Origin of the sequence: Frisingicoccus caecimuris (genome assembly GCF_004340975.1) — a bacterium.
GTDB lineage: Bacteria > Bacillota > Clostridia > Lachnospirales > Lachnospiraceae > Frisingicoccus > Frisingicoccus caecimuris.
The window spans coordinates 105,145-121,128 of sequence record NZ_SLXA01000007.1 but is presented as its reverse complement, the minus strand read 5'-3'; the positions used below and the strand labels follow the sequence as shown (position 1 = coordinate 121,128).

The 15,984-nt window shown below is 40.7% G+C and carries 31 protein-coding genes; all 31 read right to left on the bottom strand.

Going from position 1 to position 15,984, the window contains the following annotated elements; genetic code table 11:
* Positions 1 to 20: 20 nt before the first annotated feature.
* Complete coding sequence (locus EV212_RS08560; RefSeq protein ID WP_132091817.1) at positions 21 to 545, bottom strand: bL17 family ribosomal protein; 525 nt, start codon at positions 543 to 545, stop codon at positions 21 to 23.
* A gap of 36 nt (positions 546 to 581) precedes the next feature.
* Entirely contained in the window at positions 582 to 1,541 is a 960-nt protein-coding gene (locus EV212_RS08555) for a DNA-directed RNA polymerase subunit alpha (RefSeq protein WP_132091814.1), read from the bottom strand.
* A 64-nt stretch (positions 1,542 to 1,605) separates the two neighbouring features.
* Positions 1,606 to 2,199 carry a 30S ribosomal protein S4 gene (gene rpsD / locus EV212_RS08550; RefSeq protein ID WP_132091811.1) on the bottom strand — a complete coding sequence of 198 codons (594 nt, stop codon included), beginning with the start codon at positions 2,197 to 2,199 and terminating at the stop codon, positions 1,606 to 1,608.
* Between the two features lie 18 nt (positions 2,200 to 2,217).
* Complete coding sequence (rpsK, locus tag EV212_RS08545) at positions 2,218 to 2,613, bottom strand: 30S ribosomal protein S11 (RefSeq protein ID WP_132091808.1); 396 nt, start codon at positions 2,611 to 2,613, stop codon at positions 2,218 to 2,220.
* A 25-nt stretch (positions 2,614 to 2,638) separates the two neighbouring features.
* The gene (rpsM, locus tag EV212_RS08540) at positions 2,639 to 3,007 is read right to left on the bottom strand and encodes a 30S ribosomal protein S13 (RefSeq protein WP_132091805.1); all 369 of its coding nucleotides are present in this window, start codon (positions 3,005 to 3,007) and stop codon (positions 2,639 to 2,641) included.
* Positions 3,008 to 3,246: 239 nt separating this feature from the next.
* The gene (gene rpmJ / locus EV212_RS08535; RefSeq protein WP_073992704.1) at positions 3,247 to 3,360 is read right to left on the bottom strand and encodes a 50S ribosomal protein L36; all 114 of its coding nucleotides are present in this window, start codon (positions 3,358 to 3,360) and stop codon (positions 3,247 to 3,249) included.
* A 70-nt stretch (positions 3,361 to 3,430) separates the two neighbouring features.
* Positions 3,431 to 3,649 (bottom strand): translation initiation factor IF-1, encoded by a 219-nt coding sequence (gene infA / locus EV212_RS08530; protein WP_132091802.1) that lies wholly within the window; start codon positions 3,647 to 3,649, stop codon positions 3,431 to 3,433.
* Between the two features lies 1 nt (position 3,650).
* Positions 3,651 to 3,953, bottom strand: a complete 303-nt coding sequence (locus EV212_RS08525) for a KOW domain-containing RNA-binding protein (RefSeq protein WP_132091799.1) — start codon at positions 3,951 to 3,953, stop codon at positions 3,651 to 3,653.
* Between the two features lie 5 nt (positions 3,954 to 3,958).
* Entirely contained in the window at positions 3,959 to 4,711 is a 753-nt protein-coding gene (gene map, locus EV212_RS08520) for a type I methionyl aminopeptidase (RefSeq protein WP_132091796.1), read from the bottom strand.
* Between the two features lie 2 nt (positions 4,712 to 4,713).
* The gene (locus tag EV212_RS08515) at positions 4,714 to 5,358 is read right to left on the bottom strand and encodes an adenylate kinase (RefSeq protein ID WP_132091793.1); all 645 of its coding nucleotides are present in this window, start codon (positions 5,356 to 5,358) and stop codon (positions 4,714 to 4,716) included.
* A 132-nt stretch (positions 5,359 to 5,490) separates the two neighbouring features.
* Positions 5,491 to 6,804, bottom strand: coding sequence for a preprotein translocase subunit SecY (gene secY / locus EV212_RS08510; RefSeq protein WP_132091790.1), 1,314 nt, complete (start codon positions 6,802 to 6,804; stop codon positions 5,491 to 5,493).
* Positions 6,804 to 7,244 (bottom strand): 50S ribosomal protein L15, encoded by a 441-nt coding sequence (rplO, locus tag EV212_RS08505; RefSeq protein ID WP_132091787.1) that lies wholly within the window; start codon positions 7,242 to 7,244, stop codon positions 6,804 to 6,806. Before rplO ends, secY begins: the two co-directional genes overlap by 1 nt.
* Before the next feature lie 22 nt (positions 7,245 to 7,266).
* Positions 7,267 to 7,449 carry a 50S ribosomal protein L30 gene (gene rpmD, locus EV212_RS08500; RefSeq protein WP_132091784.1) on the bottom strand — a complete coding sequence of 61 codons (183 nt, stop codon included), beginning with the start codon at positions 7,447 to 7,449 and terminating at the stop codon, positions 7,267 to 7,269.
* Between the two features lie 15 nt (positions 7,450 to 7,464).
* On the bottom strand, positions 7,465 to 7,974 hold the full coding sequence (rpsE, locus tag EV212_RS08495) for a 30S ribosomal protein S5 (RefSeq protein ID WP_132091781.1): 510 nt from the start codon (positions 7,972 to 7,974) through the stop codon (positions 7,465 to 7,467).
* Between the two features lie 15 nt (positions 7,975 to 7,989).
* Positions 7,990 to 8,358: a 50S ribosomal protein L18 gene (gene rplR, locus EV212_RS08490; protein ID WP_132091778.1), complete on the bottom strand. Its 369-nt coding sequence runs from the start codon at positions 8,356 to 8,358 to the stop codon at positions 7,990 to 7,992.
* Between the two features lie 19 nt (positions 8,359 to 8,377).
* Complete coding sequence (rplF, locus tag EV212_RS08485; RefSeq protein ID WP_132091775.1) at positions 8,378 to 8,920, bottom strand: 50S ribosomal protein L6; 543 nt, start codon at positions 8,918 to 8,920, stop codon at positions 8,378 to 8,380.
* Positions 8,921 to 9,273: 353 nt separating this feature from the next.
* Entirely contained in the window at positions 9,274 to 9,675 is a 402-nt protein-coding gene (gene rpsH, locus EV212_RS08480; protein ID WP_132091772.1) for a 30S ribosomal protein S8, read from the bottom strand.
* Positions 9,676 to 9,700: 25 nt separating this feature from the next.
* Complete coding sequence (locus EV212_RS08475) at positions 9,701 to 9,886, bottom strand: type Z 30S ribosomal protein S14 (RefSeq protein WP_132091769.1); 186 nt, start codon at positions 9,884 to 9,886, stop codon at positions 9,701 to 9,703.
* Between the two features lie 15 nt (positions 9,887 to 9,901).
* A complete protein-coding gene (rplE, locus tag EV212_RS08470; protein WP_132091766.1) occupies positions 9,902 to 10,441 on the bottom strand; it encodes a 50S ribosomal protein L5 in 540 nt (179 codons plus the stop codon).
* 22 nt (positions 10,442 to 10,463) lie between these two features.
* Complete coding sequence (gene rplX / locus EV212_RS08465) at positions 10,464 to 10,772, bottom strand: 50S ribosomal protein L24 (protein WP_243115512.1); 309 nt, start codon at positions 10,770 to 10,772, stop codon at positions 10,464 to 10,466.
* A gap of 13 nt (positions 10,773 to 10,785) precedes the next feature.
* Positions 10,786 to 11,154 (bottom strand): 50S ribosomal protein L14, encoded by a 369-nt coding sequence (gene rplN, locus EV212_RS08460; protein WP_132091763.1) that lies wholly within the window; start codon positions 11,152 to 11,154, stop codon positions 10,786 to 10,788.
* Between the two features lie 27 nt (positions 11,155 to 11,181).
* Positions 11,182 to 11,436, bottom strand: a complete 255-nt coding sequence (gene rpsQ, locus EV212_RS08455; protein ID WP_132091760.1) for a 30S ribosomal protein S17 — start codon at positions 11,434 to 11,436, stop codon at positions 11,182 to 11,184.
* 21 nt (positions 11,437 to 11,457) lie between these two features.
* Positions 11,458 to 11,667, bottom strand: a complete 210-nt coding sequence (gene rpmC, locus EV212_RS08450) for a 50S ribosomal protein L29 (protein ID WP_132091758.1) — start codon at positions 11,665 to 11,667, stop codon at positions 11,458 to 11,460.
* The gene (gene rplP, locus EV212_RS08445; protein WP_132091754.1) at positions 11,657 to 12,094 is read right to left on the bottom strand and encodes a 50S ribosomal protein L16; all 438 of its coding nucleotides are present in this window, start codon (positions 12,092 to 12,094) and stop codon (positions 11,657 to 11,659) included. The genes rpmC and rplP overlap by 11 nt, the downstream gene beginning before the upstream one ends.
* Positions 12,094 to 12,750, bottom strand: coding sequence for a 30S ribosomal protein S3 (gene rpsC, locus EV212_RS08440; RefSeq protein ID WP_132091751.1), 657 nt, complete (start codon positions 12,748 to 12,750; stop codon positions 12,094 to 12,096). Before rpsC ends, rplP begins: the two co-directional genes overlap by 1 nt.
* A 10-nt stretch (positions 12,751 to 12,760) precedes the next feature.
* Positions 12,761 to 13,147 carry a 50S ribosomal protein L22 gene (gene rplV, locus EV212_RS08435; RefSeq protein ID WP_132091748.1) on the bottom strand — a complete coding sequence of 129 codons (387 nt, stop codon included), beginning with the start codon at positions 13,145 to 13,147 and terminating at the stop codon, positions 12,761 to 12,763.
* Positions 13,148 to 13,167: 20 nt separating this feature from the next.
* Positions 13,168 to 13,446 carry a 30S ribosomal protein S19 gene (rpsS, locus tag EV212_RS08430; RefSeq protein WP_132091745.1) on the bottom strand — a complete coding sequence of 93 codons (279 nt, stop codon included), beginning with the start codon at positions 13,444 to 13,446 and terminating at the stop codon, positions 13,168 to 13,170.
* Between the two features lie 24 nt (positions 13,447 to 13,470).
* A complete protein-coding gene (gene rplB / locus EV212_RS08425) occupies positions 13,471 to 14,316 on the bottom strand; it encodes a 50S ribosomal protein L2 (RefSeq protein ID WP_132091742.1) in 846 nt (281 codons plus the stop codon).
* 87 nt (positions 14,317 to 14,403) lie between these two features.
* Entirely contained in the window at positions 14,404 to 14,703 is a 300-nt protein-coding gene (gene rplW / locus EV212_RS08420; RefSeq protein ID WP_132091739.1) for a 50S ribosomal protein L23, read from the bottom strand.
* The gene (gene rplD, locus EV212_RS08415; protein ID WP_132091736.1) at positions 14,703 to 15,320 is read right to left on the bottom strand and encodes a 50S ribosomal protein L4; all 618 of its coding nucleotides are present in this window, start codon (positions 15,318 to 15,320) and stop codon (positions 14,703 to 14,705) included. Before rplD ends, rplW begins: the two co-directional genes overlap by 1 nt.
* 27 nt (positions 15,321 to 15,347) lie before the next feature.
* On the bottom strand, positions 15,348 to 15,977 hold the full coding sequence (gene rplC, locus EV212_RS08410; protein ID WP_132091733.1) for a 50S ribosomal protein L3: 630 nt from the start codon (positions 15,975 to 15,977) through the stop codon (positions 15,348 to 15,350).
* Positions 15,978 to 15,984 lie beyond the last annotated feature (7 nt).

The following is a 15,984-nucleotide window of genomic DNA, read 5'->3' as shown; positions in this document are numbered from 1 at the left end:
TACTTTCTATTCAGCTACTCTTATACTAATTCGATCAGTACTTCCATTGCAGCATCGCCTTTACGCTGTCCGATCTTCACAATACGTGTGTAACCACCATTACGGTCAGCATATTTTGGCGCAATTTCTGTAAACAGCTTATCTGTTAAATCTACTTTTTTTGTAGCAGCTTTTTTACCGGCAGCTTCTTCCGGAACAGCTGTTACCGGATAAAGCACTTTTAACATCTGTCTTCTTGCATGCAGACGGGATGGGCTGTCTTTTTTGATCGTTTTTTCAACAGTATCAAAAACAACCTTTCCATCTTCTTTTACTCTCTTGCCGTCTTTATCTTTACGAGCAACCTTAGCCTGCACAGTTACTGTTTCGTAATTATCTTTTTCCTTAACAGCAAGAGCAATCAGACCTTCGGTAATTCTGCGGATTTCTTTAGCCTTAGATTCAGTTGTACGAATTTTGCCATTGTCGAGCAAAGCCGTAACCTGATTTCTAAGTAAAGCTTTTCTCTGATTGGAAGTTCTTCCAAGTTTTCTATAGCCTGCCATGATTTAGCCTCCTCCTACTCTACTTCAATATCGCGATTATTCATCACTTGGATTTAACTGAAGGCCCAGTTCTTTCAATTTGGCAAGAACTTCTTCCAAAGATTTACGTCCAAGATTACGAACCTTCATCATATCCTCTGCAGTTCTGTTCGTCAGCTCTTCAACCGTATTAATACCTGCTCTCTTCAAGCAGTTATAAGAACGAACAGATAACTCTAATTCATCAATATTCATTTCAAGAACTTTTTCTTTTTCATTATCCTCTTTTTCTACCATAACTTCAGCTGTTTTGGCATTTTCAGACAGATCAATGAAAAGATTCAAATGTTCGCTTAAAACTTTTGCTGCCAGACTTACAGCCTCATCTGGTCCCAATGTACCATTTGTGAATACATCAAGTGTAAGCTTATCAAAATCGGTAATCTGGCCAACACGGGTATTCTCCACGTTCATGTTGACTCTCTCTACAGGTGTGTAGATGGAGTCTACCGGAATCACACCAATTGGCAGATCTTCGTTTTTGTTTTTATCCGAACTTACGTAACCACGGCCCTTTGTAATGGTTAATTCCATGTACAATTTGCAGTCTGTACCGCCGCTCAAAGTGGCGATAACCTGATCTTTGTTCAAGATCTCGATATCTGGATCCACTTGAATATCTGCTGCCGTTACAACACCTTCGCCCTCATACTCGATATATGCAGTCTTAGGCTCAGTTGATGCGCTTGTATTCTTTATTGCCAGACTTTTGATATTCATAATAATTTCAGTAACGTCTTCTTTGACACCCGGAATCGAACTGAACTCATGAACAACGCCGTCAATCTTGACCTGACTCACTGCAGAGCCTGGAAGGGATGAAAGCATAATTCTTCTCAGCGAATTACCAAGCGTGATACCATAGCCTCTTTCCAGAGGTTCTACAACAAAACGTCCGTATTTATTATCTTCGGAAATCTGTGCAATCTCAATTTTCGGTTTTTCAAAATCAAACACTATTATTAGCCCTCCTTTAATGGGTTAGGTTTCTTTGAGGGTAACACTCTAGCTTAATAAGCTATTATTTAGAATACAATTCGACGATAAGCATTTCATTTACCGGAACATCAATCTGTTCTCTGGTAGGAAGCGCTTTTACAGTACCGGAAAGGTTTTCCTGATCAGCTTCAAGCCATTCCGGAACAATTCTTGCTCCTGTTACTTCTAAAATATCTTTATATCTCTGAGATCCTTTGGATTTTTCACGGATTTCAACAGTGTCTCCAGCCTTTACCTGATAGGACGGAATATTCACACGTTTACCGTTTACTAAAACATGTTTGTGACCAACGATCTGTCTTGCCTCTTTACGAGTTCTTGCAAAGCCAAGACGGAAAATAACATTATCCAGTCTGCTTTCAAGTAAGATCATCAGGTTTTCACCGGAAGTACCTTTCATCTTGCTTGCTTTTGCAAAGTAGTTTCTGAAAGGTTTTTCAAGAACACCATAAATGAATTTTGCTTTCTGTTTTTCAGTAAGCTGCTGTCCATATTCACTCTTTTTTCTATTGCCTCTAATAGACTGTCTATTAGATTTTTTATCAACACCCAGATAAATTGGGTCGAGACCAAGACTTCTACATCTCTTCAATACTGGAACCATATCTCTAGCCATATCTAATTTAACCTCCTATTAGACTCTTCTTCTTTTTGGTGGACGACATCCGTTATGCGGAACTGGTGTTACGTCTCTGATGCTGGTTACTTCAATACCGCAAGCCTGCAGAGCACGGATTGCAGCTTCACGTCCTGAACCAGGACCTTTTACCATAACTTCAACGGATTTTAATCCATAAACGGATGCAGCTTTTGCTGCTGTCTCAGCTGCCATCTGTGCAGCATATGGTGTGGACTTTCTGGAGCCTCTGAATCCAAGACCGCCAGCACTTGCCCATGAAAGAGCATTTCCTTCGGAATCTGTTAATGTAACAATTGTATTATTAAAAGATGACTGAATATGTGCCTGTCCACGCTCAACGTTCTTTTTAACACGTCTTTTAGTCACTTTTTTTGTAACTTTTTTAGCCATTGAACCAAACCTCCTATTAGGTTACTTATTTCTTCTTATTTGCTACTGTTCTCTTAGGACCTTTACGAGTTCTCGCATTTGTCTTTGTCTTCTGGCCACGAACTGGAAGACCTTTTCTATGACGGATACCTCTATAACATCCGATTTCCTGTAATCTCTTAATATTCATAGCGATTTCACGACGCAAATCACCTTCAACTGTCTGAGTTTCATTAACAACAGCATTGATTCTGGCCACTTCTTCGTCTGTTAAATCTCTTACACGTGTATCTGGATTAACATTAGCTTCTTTAAGGATACGATTTGAACTTACTCTACCGATTCCGTAGACGTAAGTAAGGCCGATTTCGACACGCTTCTCTCTTGGTAAATCTACACCACTGATACGAGCCATGTAATTACACCTCCACTGGTTCTTTCTTTTTATTATTCAATATTTACATATGTCCTGTCTCCTTGACTAAAAGACATGACAATAGGCAGGCTCAGGCCCTGCTCATAAAAAATTCTATTTATTTAATAGCGATTACAACACATCCTGGTGTTTCATCGCTGCAGCCGCATACTTTCTTTCTGACTCTCGTCAGAAAAATCGTTTTATAACACAAAATACAAGCCTAATTAATTTATTGATTAGCCCTGTCTCTGTTTGTGCTTAGGATTTTCACAGATAACCCGGATACTGCCTTTTCTCTTAATGACTTTGCATTTTTCGCAGATAGGCTTTACTGATGATCTTACCTTCATTAGAAATCTCTCCTTTCAAAACGTTCACGAACAATTATAGCATCCCACAATGTGACAAGTCAAGAATTTTTTACTTGTCTCTCCAAATTATTCTTCCTTTTGTCAAATCATAAGGAGATAACTCGATGGTTACTTTATCACCCGGTAAAATTCGAATAAAATTCATGCGAAGCTTTCCGCTGATATGGGCTAACACCCGATGGCCATTTTCCAATTCCACCTGAAACATCGCGTTTGGCAGCTTCTCAACAACAGTTCCTTCGACTTCAATAACATCTGCTTTTGACATATTAGCCTCCTATTACCTTACATTTCGCTTCAAAAAGCTGAATGGCTTTTAAAATATCTTCATTATTTAATGGACATTCACCGTTTAGCCTGGCATCAATCTCCGGGTCTATGTAATTCATTCGGCGTATATGACGGATATTCTTTTTCTTTGGTTTCTCTACTGTCTTACGGATGCCATCCACAAGCAGCACCGTCTCGTCCTGGATTTCAAGAATCACATACAGCTTTCCCCGATCATGGCCTGCAACTGACAGCGCCATCTGCCCGGCCCGGAACCGATTCACATCTCTCTTTTTTGCCATTTTAATTACCTCAATGTTAAAATTTCACAGCCATCTTTTGTAACTAAAATAGTATTTTCATAATGTGCCGATAACTTTCCGTCTGCGGTTACCACAGTCCAGTCATCATCCAACCACTCGACATCATAGACACCTTCATTGATCATCGGCTCAATTGCAAGGGTCATGCCTGCCTGAAGCTTCAGGCCCCGGCCTTTTGGTTTGAAATTCGGTATCTGTGGATCTTCATGAAGGTGGGTTCCTATTCCGTGTCCAACCAGATCCCGAACAATGGAATACCCAAACCCTTCAGCATAATCCTGGATTGCCTTTGAAATCTCATAGAGATGATTTCCTTCTTTGGCAAATTTTATACCTTCAAAGAAACTTTGTTTTGTTACATCGATAAGTCTCTGTGCTTCTTTTGAAATTTCTCCAACACCCCAGGTCCGTGCTGCATCGGAATGATATCCTTTGTAAATCAATCCACAATCCAGACTGATAATATCACCGTCCTGAAGAATTCGTTCTTTGGAAGGAATTCCGTGGACAACTTCATCATTGACAGATGTACAGATTGTCGCCGGATATCCATTATAATTCAGAAAATTTGGAACACAGCCAAAATCACGGATGATCGTATCGGCCATGTGATTGATATCCCAGGTGGACATCCCCGGTTTGATTTCTTTTTGAAGCTCTTCATGCATGATAGCCAAAAGCCTTCCGGCTTCCCGCATCAATCCAATTTCATGTTCTGACTTAATTGTAACTGACATATTTATACTCCTAAAATTTTACGAATATCACTGAATACCTGATCCATTGTCTGAGTACCATCGATCGTATGCACAATGCCCTGCTTCTCATAGTAATCAATCAATGGTTTTGTCTGTTCGTGATAAACGTTCAGACGATTCATTACCGTTTCCGGTTTATCATCATCTCTGAGGACAAGCGCTTCTCCACACACATCGCAGACATCCTGAACTTTTGGTGGATTAAACTCCACATGATATGTAGCTCCACATCCAACACATGCTCTGCGGCCGGCCATCCTATGAATTATATTTTCATCTGGAACATCGATATTTAACGCATATTCCATCTTTTGTTCGATAGCATTCAGGGCATTTGTCAACGCTTCAGCCTGAGGAATCGTTCTCGGGAAGCCGTCCAAAATAAACCCTTCGGTACAGTCATCTTGTTGAATTCGATCAACAACGAGATCACAGACTAATTCATCAGGAACCAGTTCGCCAGCATCCATATAAGTTTTTGCTTTCTTTCCGAGTTCTGTTCCCTGCTTAATATTAGCTCTGAAAATATCTCCAGTTGATATATGTGGAACCTTGCACAAATCGGCAATCTTTTTTGCCTGCGTACCTTTTCCGGCACCAGGTGCACCTAACATAATTATTTTCATAATTTGCCTCCAAACATATGTCCAACAACTTCTGATGATTCATAAATATATAATATATACGTTCGCGGTCAATGCCATATAGGAACATAAAATTCCTATACGGCCTGTGCTCACCGCGAAAAATCAGACCTGTCAGTCATTTAAAAATCCTTTATAATGTCTTACAAGCATTAAGGACTCAATCTGTTTTAATGTTTCAAGTACAACACCTACAATAATAATCAAGGATGTTCCGCCAAATGAAACATTAACGCCAAAGATTCCCGTAGCTAAAATCGGGATAATGGCTACTACGATCAAACCTACCGCACCAATAAAAATAACATTATTCAAAATCTTATTTAAATATTCTGAAGTAGGCTTTCCAGGACGAATACCCGGAATAAAGCCGCCCTGCTTTTTCATATTATCCGCAACTTCCAACGGGTTGAAAGTAATGGATGTGTAGAAATAAGCAAAAAACACGACCAGAAGAATATAAATCAGTAAACCAGCCGAGTAGACCGGCTGTGATGGTTTACACCAGTTGGAACTACTCAATACAGCCAGGATTGTTCCTGGAATACCGCCTGGGTTCTTGCCAAGAAAACCGACAATGATTCCCGGCAAAGACATAATCGAAGATGCGAAGATGATCGGCATTACGCCGGCGGTATTAACCTTCAAAGGAATACTTGAAGTACTTCCCCCTACCATCTTGCGTCCAACGACTTTTTTTGAATACTGTACAGGAATGCGGCGCTCGCCGTCCTGCAGATAAATAACAAATACGACAATAAACAAGATAACCGCAAGAATAATGATCGCTGCGATACCTGCTTTGACAATATTATTTCCACGCATGAACTTGTCATATAAAAGTCCGAAATCGTTTGGAATGGTCGAAATAATATTGATCAGAAGGATAATGGAAATACCATTACCCACACCTTTATCCGTAATCTGCTCGCCCATCCACATCAGGAGTGATGAACCGGCTGTCAAAGCTACAACTACCATGATAACATCCAACACGTTGTTATGCATCAGATTGCCGCCCCGGTAAAGATTAATACCCATTGCGAGGCCTTCAACAACAGCCAGAGCAATGGTTACATATCTTGTATATTCACGAATTTTCTTTCTTCCATCTTCACCATCTTTTTGCATCTCTTCCAGTTTTGGAATGGCGATGGTCATCAGCTGCATGATAATAGAAGATGTAATGTACGGTGTAATACTCAAAGCAAATACAGACATTTGAGTGAATGAACCGCCGGTCATTTGATCAAAGAAATTAAATGCTCCGCCAGTCTGGGCTGCAAACCAGGCACTGAACACATCCCGGCTGACGCCTGGGATTGGAAGCTGAGCTCCCAATCTCACGACAACCAGTATAAATAATGTGAAAAGAATTCTTCCACGGATTTCTTTGATCTTAAATGCATTCCTTAAGGTTGTAAGCATTAGATCACCTCTACTGTTCCACCTAAAGCTTTAATTTTTTCCTCGGCACTTGCGCTGCAAGCATTAACCTTTACTGTTAATTTTTTTGTAAGTTCGCCGTTACCAAGAATCTTTACGCCATCCTTAGGATTTTTGATGATGCCTGTTTCAATTAATGTCTCTACAGTAACCTCTGCATCGTTATCAAAACGATTTAATGCATCAACGTTAATGGCTACAATCTCCAGGGAATTTCTATTTGTGAAACCTCTCTTCGGCAATCTTCTGTATAATGGCATCTGACCACCTTCAAAGCCTGGTCTTGGTGCTCCGGAACGAGCTTTCTGACCTTTATGACCTTTACCAGCTGTCTTGCCGTTTCCTGAACCGTGTCCACGGCCTCTTCTGAAATTATCGCTGTGTTTTGAACCTTCTGCCGGTCTTAATTCTGATAAATTCATACGTGCACCTCCTCACTGTCTATTAGATTTCTTCTACTTTCACTAAGTGTTTTACCTGCTTTACCATACCTCTGGTACATGCGTTATCCGGAAGCTCAACAGTTTTGTTAAGTTTCTTCAAACCTAAAGCTTCAACAGTTCTTCTATGTTTAGGAATTGCACCAATTGTAGATTTAACTAAAGTAATCTTTAATTTATCTGCCATTTTATACTCCTCCTCCTATGCCAAGATTTCTTCAACAGATTTTCCACGTTTCTTAGCAACTTCTTCTGGAGTCGTTAAGGCACCCAATCCTTCGATTGTGGCAAGTACGACGTTCTGTTTATTATTGGAACCTAAAGATTTTGTACGGATGTTTTTGTATCCAGCCAATTCCAGTACGGCACGCGCCGGACCACCAGCGATGATACCAGTACCTTCAGGAGCTCTTTTTAACAATACGTTTGCGCTACCGAATTTACCCTGGAAATCATGTGGAATACTCTTATTTTCATCCAACGGAACTTCAATAAGTTTCTTTATAGCATCTTCTTTTCCTTTGCGGATAGCTTCAGGAATTTCAGTTGCTTTTCCTAAGCCAGCACCAACGTGTCCATTGCCGTCGCCTACAACAACTAAAGCGGCAAAACGCATGTTACGTCCACCTTTAACAACCTTTGTGACACGTTTAATTGATACTACTTTTTCTGTTAACTCTAATTGGCTAGCATCAATAATTGTACGTTTCATCTGTTCTCCTCCCTGCTAGAACTGTAATCCAGCTTCTCTAGCTGCTTCAGCTAAAGCTTTAATTTTACCCTGATAAATAAATCCGCCTCTGTCGAATACGACTTCAGTAATGCCTTTATCTAAAGCCTTTTTAGCAATTGCTGTGCCTACAGCACTTGCAGCTGCAACATCATTCGTCTTTTCAAGACCAGCTTTGATTTCTTTTTCAACTGTGGAAGCTGCTACCAGTGTATTACCTACAGTATCATCAATGATCTGTGCATAAATGTGGTTGTTGCTTCGGAATACAGCTAAACGAGGACGCTGGGCAGTGCCAGAGAAACGGTTACGCAGTCTTCTATGCTTTTTAACTCGAATTTCTTTTCTTGAATCTTTCTTAACCATCTTACGCTATCCTCCTTAATTATTTCTTACCAGTCTTACCAACTTTACGTCTGATGACTTCATCAGCATACTTGATACCTTTGCCCTTGTATGGTTCAGGTCTTCTCTTGTCTCTGATTTCAGCAGCGTACTGGCCAACTTTTTCTTTATCAATACCAGAAACGATGATCTTGTTCTGGCCATCCAATGTGGTCTCAACACCTTCCGGATCAACCATCTCTACCGGATGGGAGTAGCCTAAAGTTAAAACAAGTGTCTTGCCCTGTTTCTGAGCTCTGTAGCCAACACCGTTTACTTCAAGTTCTTTCTTATAACCTTCGGTAACACCGATCACCATGTTGTTGATCAATGTACGGGTCAGACCATGTAAAGATTTCATTCTCTTTAATTCATTTGGTCTGGAAACAATGATGGAATCTCCATCTTTTTCGATTTTCATTTCAACAGGTAATTCTCTTTCAAGAGTTCCCTTTGGTCCTTTAACAGTAACCTTGTTGTTCTCTGCGATTTCTACAGTAACACCTGCAGGAATTGCGATTGGCAATCTACCGATACGTGACATGCCTTTTTCCTCCTAACTTAAATTCTCGGAAGGGGCCGTACCCCTTCTGTTTTCAGTTCACTGCCGATTCACCCCTGACAGCAGGGCTTAAAGTCTCCCCGGAGAGAGACGCTCCGTTTCCGACAAAGCAGAACGGATTTGTTCATCTCAACTACGAGAGAACGGGTATCTTCGCCTCCACTAAAGAGGCAAGCATACGAGAATGTTCGCCTCCACTAAAGAGGTAAATATAGGGGTATCTTCGCCTCCACTAAATTCAAGCTGCGCAAAAGCTTGCTTTCATTAAGTGTCGCGAAGAACCTTCGAACTAGGTTCGTGCTTCGCAAACGTTCGCACTCACCAAGGTCTCATGGTTACCACACAAAAGCGATAACTTCGCCGCCTACGTTCATAGCGCGGGCTTCTTTGTCTGTTACAACACCTTTGTTTGTAGAAATGATAGCAACACCAAGTCCGCCAAGTACCTTTGGCAGTTCATCTTTGCCAGCATATACACGAAGACCCGGTTTGGAAATTCTCTTAATTCCGCTGATGGTCTTCTGGTTTTTATCTACACCATATTTCAGGGTGATTTTAATCGTTTTTGCTATTCCGTCTTCAATGATTTCGTAGCCTTTAATATATCCTTCATCTAAAAGAATTTTAGCGATGGATTCCTTCATCTTGGATGCCGGAACATCGACAGTATCATGTTTCGCAGTATTTGCATTACGGATTCTTGTAAGCATATCTGCAATTGGATCGCTCATTGACATGATAAGTTCCTCCTTTCACTTATTCCTACCAGCTTGATTTTGTAACTCCTGGAATTTCACCTTTATATGCTAATTCACGGAAACAAATTCTGCAAATGCCATATTTTCTTAAATAAGCATGTGGACGTCCGCAGATTCTGCAGCGATTGTATTCTCTTGTGGAGAATTTCTGTGGGCGCTGCTGTTTAATTTTCATCGCTGTTTTAGCCATGGATTTCCCTCCTAACTACTTTTTAAATGGCATACCAAATAATCTTAATAATTCACGAGCTTCTTCATCTGTATGGGCTGTTGTAACGAAGATAACATCCATACCTCTTACTTTGTCAACTTTGTCATACTCGATTTCAGGGAAGATTAATTGTTCTTTAATACCTAAAGCGTAGTTACCTCTTCCGTCAAATGCATCCGGATTAACACCTCTGAAGTCACGTACACGTGGAAGTGCAAGGTTTACAAGACGATCTGCAAATTCATACATTTTTTCGCCTCTCAGAGTTGTCTTACAGCCGATAGCCATACCCTCTCTGATCTTGAAGTTAGCAACGGAATTTTTTGCTTTGGTCGTAACAACTTTCTGACCTGCAATAATTTCCATATCTTTAACTGCAGATTCCAAAACTTTAGCGTTATCCTTAGCTTCGCCAACGCCCATGTTTAAAACAATTTTGTCAAGCTTCGGTACCTGCATGACATTCTTATATCCGAACTTTGAAATCATTGCCGGAACGATTTCATTGTAATACATATCTCTTAATCTACTCACCGTGAATAACCTCCCTTCTCAATTAGTCAATAACTTCACCATTACACTGTTTAGCCACACGGACTTTTTTACCGTCTTTTTCAGCAAAACCGATACGTGTTGCTTTTCCCTTGTAAACATACATAACGTTGGATGCGTCGATTGGAGCTTCCTGAGTAACGATGCCGCCGGCCTGGTTCTGCGCGGATGGTTTTGTATGTTTTGTAACCATATTTACACCTTCTACAAGAACAGTGCCTTTTTTATGATTGACAACAATAACTTTGCCTTCTTTACCTTTATCTTTACCTGCGATTACCTTTACAAGGTCATCTCTTTTAATCTTCATCATGGTTGGCGCCTCCTTAAAGTACTTCTGGTGCCAGGGAAACAATCTTCATAAACTGTTTCTCTCTCAGCTCTCTGGCCACAGGTCCAAAAATACGAGTTCCTTTTGGATTCATATCATCTTTGATGATAACTGCAGCGTTTTCGTCGAATCTGATATATGAACCGTCTTTACGGCGGGCACCTTTTACAGTACGAACTACAACGGCTTTAACAACATCGCCCTTCTTTACAACACCGCCTGGTGTTGCATCTTTGACCGAAGCAACGATAATGTCACCGATATTCGCATATCTTCTTGTTGAACCACCTAATACGCGGATGCAGAGTAATTCTTTTGCACCTGTATTGTCAGCAACACGAAGTCTAGTCTCCTGTTGAATCATGACGTTACCTCCTTAATCCGAAACCAATTATTTAGCTTTTTCAACGATTTCTACAAGTCTCCATCTCTTATCTTTAGATAACGGTCTTGTTTCCATCACTTTTACTCTGTCGCCGATGTTACATTCATTTGCTTCATCGTGAGCTTTTAATTTATAAGTTCTATTAACAATCTTCTTATAAAGAGGATGTTTTACACGGTCTTCAATAGCAACAACGATTGTCTTGTCCATCTTATTGCTGACTACTTTTCCAACTCTTACTTTTCTAAGGTTTCTTTCCACAACAAATTCCTCCTTTCCAGATTACTGTGCAGCGTTCGCTTTTTCAGAGATAACGGTCTGAATTCTGGCAATGTTTCTGCGAACTTCCTTAATTCTGCTCGTGTTATCTAACTGATTTGTTGCGTTCTGGAATCTCAGGTTGAAAAGTTCCTTTTTAGCAGCTACTAATTCGTCATTTAATTCTGCAGCTGATTTCTTTTTTAAATCTTCTACATATACATTAATTTTCACTGTTATCACCGCCTTCTAAGTCTTCGCGAGAAACAACTTTACATTTTACAGGAAGCTTATGTGTTGCAAGACGAAGAGCCTCTCTGGCAACTTCTTCAGGCACACCGGCAATTTCAAACATTACACGGCCCGGCTTAACAACTGCTACCCAATATTCAAGAGATCCTTTACCGGAACCCATACGTGTTTCAGCTGGTTTTGTAGTTACTGGTTTATCTGGGAAAATTTTAATCCAAACTTTACCACCACGTTTAATGTAACGTGTCATAGCGATACGGGCTGCCTCAATCTGGTTTGATTTAATCCAACCTGGCTCTAAGGCTACGATACCATATTCACCATAAGAAATTTTATTACCACGTGTTGCCTTTCCTCTCATAGTACCACGGAACTGCTTACGACGTTTAACTCTTTTAGGCATTAACATTATTTATCGCTCCCTTCCTTTGTTCCCTTTACTGGAAGTACTTCTCCATGGTAAATCCATGTTTTAACACCAACTTTACCATAAGTTGTATCAGCTTCTGCAAATCCATAATCGATGTCAGCACGAAGTGTCTGAAGTGGAATAGTACCTTCACTGTAGAACTCTGTACGAGCCATATCAGCTCCGCCAAGACGGCCGGATACGGAAGTTTTGATACCCTGGCAGCCGGCTCTCATTGTTCTCTGCATTGCAGATTTCATTGCTCTACGGAAAGAAATACGGTTTTCCAGCTGAGCAGCGATGTTTTCAGCAACAAGCTGAGCATCTCTTTCTGGTCTCTTTACTTCTTTGATATCAAGCAGTAATTTCTTATCTGTAAATTTCTGAAGTTCTCTTTTAACTTTTTCGATTTCAGAACCACCTTTACCGATAACCACACCCGGTTTTGCTGTGTAGATGATAATTTTCAGACGGTCAGACGCTCTTTCGATTTCAATCTTGGCTACACCTGAGTTGTATAATCTCTTTTTAAGGTATTTTCTGATTTCATAATCTTCTACCAGATTGTCTGCAAAATCTGCTTCCGCATACCATCTGGAATCCCAATCCTTAATAATTCCGACTCTGAGGCCGTGAGGATTAACTTTCTGTCCCATGATTTTCCTCCTATCTCTCATTCAGCACGATGGTAATGTGGCTTGTTCTCTTTTCGATTCTGTAAGCTCTACCCTGTGCTCTCGGTCTGATTCTCTTCATTGTAGGTCCCTTATCTGCATAACATTCCTCAATGAATAAGTTGTCTGGGTTCATTCCATTGTTGTTCTCTGCATTTGCAATTGCAGATTTCAATAATTTCTCTATAACTGTAGAAGCATATCTTGGGTTATATGCCAAAATTGCTAATGCTGTTTTTACATCCTTGCCTCTGATCGCATCGAGAACGAAGCACGCTTTCTGAACGGATACTCTGGCGTAGGATAATTTTGCGCTTGGTCTTGTATCTTTATTCGCATTTCTTTCTCTTTTAATCTGGGATCTATGTCCTTTAGCCATGGATAAAACCTCCTTTCAAACTAACGTCTTGCTTTCTTTTCGTCTTTGCCATGTCCTCTGTAAGTACGAGTGGCAACGAATTCTCCTAATTTGTGACCAACCATATCTTCAGTAACATATACTGGAACATGTTTTCTGCCATCATGTACAGCAATTGTATGTCCAACCATCTGCGGGAAGATCGTGGAACGGCGGGACCAGGTCTTAATAACAGACTTGTCACCAGCTGCGTTCATAGCATCTACTTTTTTAAGTAAGCTTGCATCTGCAAATGGTCCTTTTTTTAATGATCTAGACATGCGTCTTACCTCCTTAGATTATTCTTATTTAATCATGCTTCCGTCGCGTCTACGAACAATCATCTTGTTAGATTTTTTGTTCTTTTTACGAGTCTTAAGACCCAGTGCTGGTTTGCCCCATGGAGTCATTGGGCCAGAACGTCCGATTGGTGCGCGTCCTTCACCACCACCGTGTGGATGGTCATTCGGGTTCATAACAGAACCACGGACTGTTGGGCGGATACCCATGTGACGTTTACGACCAGCTTTACCGATATTGATCAGCTCATGATCTGTGTTTCCAACCTGACCGATGGTCGCGCGGCCGCTGATCGGTACCATTCTCATTTCACCGGAAGGTAATCTAAGGGTTGCATATTTTCCTTCTTTAGCCATTAACTGAGCAGCGTTACCAGCGGAACGAACCAGCTGGCCGCCCTTGCCAGGATATAACTCAATATTGTGTACCTGAGTACCAACAGGAATTTCGGAAAGAGGTAAGCAGTTACCCACTCTGACTTCAGCATCCGCACCACTCATAACTTTCATTCCAACCTGAAGTCCGTTTGGAGCCAGGATATAAGAATATTCACCGTCTGCATAGCAGATCAAAGCGATATTGGCTGTTCTGTTTGGATCGTATTCGATTGCTTTAACCGTAGCCGGAATACCATCTTTTCTATTTCTCTTGAAATCGATAATTCTGTATTTCTGTTTTGCACCACCACCGTGATGTCTAACTGTGATTTTTCCCTGATTATTACGTCCGGCAGTTTTTTTCTTTTTTGCAACTAAGGATTTCATCGGTGTGGATTTTGTGATCTCCGAGAAATCAGAACCGGTCATATGTCTTCTGGAAGGTGTATATGGGTTAAATGTCTTAATACCCATTTTGTTCACTCCTTTCAAGTGTCTGATTTATTGTCACGCTTGTTTGCGTATATTTATTGGTTTCAGCAAGTCTTATAACAGGTATCCTTATAACCCGGCGAAGATTTCAATATCTTTGCTGTCTTCTGTTAATTTAACGATTGCTTTTTTGGTTTTAGCTGTCTTTCCATAAACCATGCCGCGGCGTTTGTTTTTTCCTTCGCAGTTCATTGTGTTTACGCTTGCAACTTTTGTTCCTTCGAACATTTTCTCAACAGCTTCTTTTACCTGGCTCTTTGTAGCCTGCGGATGCACTAAGAAAGTGTATTTTTTCTCAGCCATCTGGTTCATACTTTTTTCTGTAATCACTGGTTTAAGGATTACGTCATAATATTTAATATCAGCCATTATGCGTACACCTCCTGGATTGTAGCAACTGCATCCTGAGTAACCACTAATGTGTCATATTTCAGAATATCGTATACGTTAATTGTGCTTGTGGAAGCCGTCTTAACACTCGGAATGTTTCTTGCGGATAATACAACGTTGTTATTATTATCAACAACGACCAGCGCTTTGGAAACTTTTAAAGCATCCATAACAGCTTTGAATTTCTTTGTCTTAACTTCTTCCATATTAAAAGCATCTAAAACGATGATCTTGTTTTCTGCAACTTTGCTGGATAAAGCAGATTTAAGAGCTGCTCTTCTTTCTTTCTTATTCAATTTGAAAGAATAATCTCTTGGCTTCGGAGCAAATACAACACCGCCGCCTGTCCACTGTGGAGCTCTTGTTGAACCCTGTCTTGCATGACCGGTTCCTTTCTGTCTCCATGGTTTCTTTCCTCCGCCGCTGACTTCAGAACGCGTTTTTGCGCTCTGTGTTCCCTGGCGTTTTGCAGCAAGATGATTTACAACAGCCATGTGCAGGAGATGTTCGTTTACTTCAACGCCAAATACTGCATCGCTTAATTCCATCTCGCCAATCTGATTGCCTTCGATATTATAAACAGATACGTTTGCCATCTGTATGTCCTCCTTCCTCAAAGCTCATTAGGCTTTGGTTGATTCCTTAATCATTACTAAAGATTTCTTAGGTCCTGGTACCGCACCTTTAACTAAGATTAAGTTCTGTTCAGCATCAACTCTGACAACTTCAAGATTCTGAACTGTAATTCTTACCGCACCCATATGTCCCGGCATTTTCTTTCCTTTAAAAACGCGGCCTGGTGTTGTTGCGGAACCGTTGGAACCTGCATGTCTGTGGTATTTGGAACCATGAGCCATAGGTCCTCTGGACTGTCCGTGTCTCTTGATTGCGCCCTGGAAGCCTTTACCTTTGGATTTAGCAGTAGCGTCTACTTTATCTCCAGCAGCAAAAACGTCCGCTTTGATTTCCTGACCTACAGCATAGCTTTCAGCATCTTCTAATCTGAATTCCCGAACAAATCTCTTTGGAGCAACACCTGCTTTTGCAAAGTGACCTTTCATCGGTTTGTTCACTAATTTTTCTCTGATATCGCCGAATCCAACCTGAACTGCAGCGTATCCATCATTTTCTACAGTCTTAACCTGTGTTACAACGCAAGGTCCGGCCTGAAGAACTGTTACTGGAGTCAGAACTCCATCTTCGTTGAAAATCTGAGTCATTCCAACTTTGGTTGTTAAAATCGCTTTCTTCATATTTACC

Coding starts and splice junctions, on each gene's coding strand:
- secY (WP_132091790.1), bottom strand. CDS start 6,804: ATGCTTACAACCTTAAGGAATGCATTTAAGATCAAAGAAATCCGTGGA.
- rplD (WP_132091736.1), bottom strand. CDS start 15,320: ATGGCAAACGTATCTGTTTATAATATCGAAGGCAATCAGATTGGCGAG.
- rpsM (WP_132091805.1), bottom strand. CDS start 3,007: ATGGCTCGTATCAGTGGTGTAGATTTACCAAGAGAGAAGCGTGTCGAA.
- map (WP_132091796.1), bottom strand. CDS start 4,711: ATGTCAGTTACAATTAAGTCAGAACATGAAATTGGATTGATGCGGGAA.
- EV212_RS08515 (WP_132091793.1), bottom strand. CDS start 5,358: ATGAAAATAATTATGTTAGGTGCACCTGGTGCCGGAAAAGGTACGCAG.
- rpsS (WP_132091745.1), bottom strand. CDS start 13,446: ATGTCTAGATCATTAAAAAAAGGACCATTTGCAGATGCAAGCTTACTT.
- rplO (WP_132091787.1), bottom strand. CDS start 7,244: ATGAATTTATCAGAATTAAGACCGGCAGAAGGTTCAAAACACAGCGAT.
- EV212_RS08560 (WP_132091817.1), bottom strand. CDS start 545: ATGGCAGGCTATAGAAAACTTGGAAGAACTTCCAATCAGAGAAAAGCT.
- rplB (WP_132091742.1), bottom strand. CDS start 14,316: ATGGGTATTAAGACATTTAACCCATATACACCTTCCAGAAGACATATG.
- rpmD (WP_132091784.1), bottom strand. CDS start 7,449: ATGGCAGATAAATTAAAGATTACTTTAGTTAAATCTACAATTGGTGCA.
- rpsC (WP_132091751.1), bottom strand. CDS start 12,750: ATGGGACAGAAAGTTAATCCTCACGGCCTCAGAGTCGGAATTATTAAG.
- rplP (WP_132091754.1), bottom strand. CDS start 12,094: ATGTTAATGCCTAAAAGAGTTAAACGTCGTAAGCAGTTCCGTGGTACT.
- rplV (WP_132091748.1), bottom strand. CDS start 13,147: ATGGCTAAAGGACATAGATCCCAGATTAAAAGAGAAAGAAATGCGAAT.
- rplX (WP_243115512.1), bottom strand. CDS start 10,772: ATGATGAAGATTAAAAGAGATGACCTTGTAAAGGTAATCGCAGGTAAA.
- rplR (WP_132091778.1), bottom strand. CDS start 8,358: ATGGTTAAGAAAGATTCAAGAAAAGAAATTCGAGTTAAAAAGCATAGA.
- rpsK (WP_132091808.1), bottom strand. CDS start 2,613: ATGGCTAAAAAAGTTACAAAAAAAGTGACTAAAAGACGTGTTAAAAAG.
- rpsD (WP_132091811.1), bottom strand. CDS start 2,199: ATGGCTAGAGATATGGTTCCAGTATTGAAGAGATGTAGAAGTCTTGGT.
- EV212_RS08475 (WP_132091769.1), bottom strand. CDS start 9,886: ATGGCTAAAACAGCGATGAAAATTAAACAGCAGCGCCCACAGAAATTC.
- rpmJ (WP_073992704.1), bottom strand. CDS start 3,360: ATGAAGGTAAGATCATCAGTAAAGCCTATCTGCGAAAAATGCAAAGTC.
- rplC (WP_132091733.1), bottom strand. CDS start 15,977: ATGAAGAAAGCGATTTTAACAACCAAAGTTGGAATGACTCAGATTTTC.
- rplN (WP_132091763.1), bottom strand. CDS start 11,154: ATGATTCAACAGGAGACTAGACTTCGTGTTGCTGACAATACAGGTGCA.
- rplF (WP_132091775.1), bottom strand. CDS start 8,920: ATGTCACGTATCGGTAGATTGCCAATCGCAATTCCTGCAGGTGTTACT.
- rpsE (WP_132091781.1), bottom strand. CDS start 7,974: ATGAAACGTACAATTATTGATGCTAGCCAATTAGAGTTAACAGAAAAA.
- rpsH (WP_132091772.1), bottom strand. CDS start 9,675: ATGTCAATGAGCGATCCAATTGCAGATATGCTTACAAGAATCCGTAAT.
- infA (WP_132091802.1), bottom strand. CDS start 3,649: ATGTCAAAAGCAGATGTTATTGAAGTCGAAGGAACTGTTGTTGAGAAG.
- EV212_RS08525 (WP_132091799.1), bottom strand. CDS start 3,953: ATGGCAAAAAAGAGAGATGTGAATCGGTTCCGGGCCGGGCAGATGGCG.
- rplW (WP_132091739.1), bottom strand. CDS start 14,703: ATGGCTGATATTAAATATTATGACGTAATCCTTAAACCAGTGATTACA.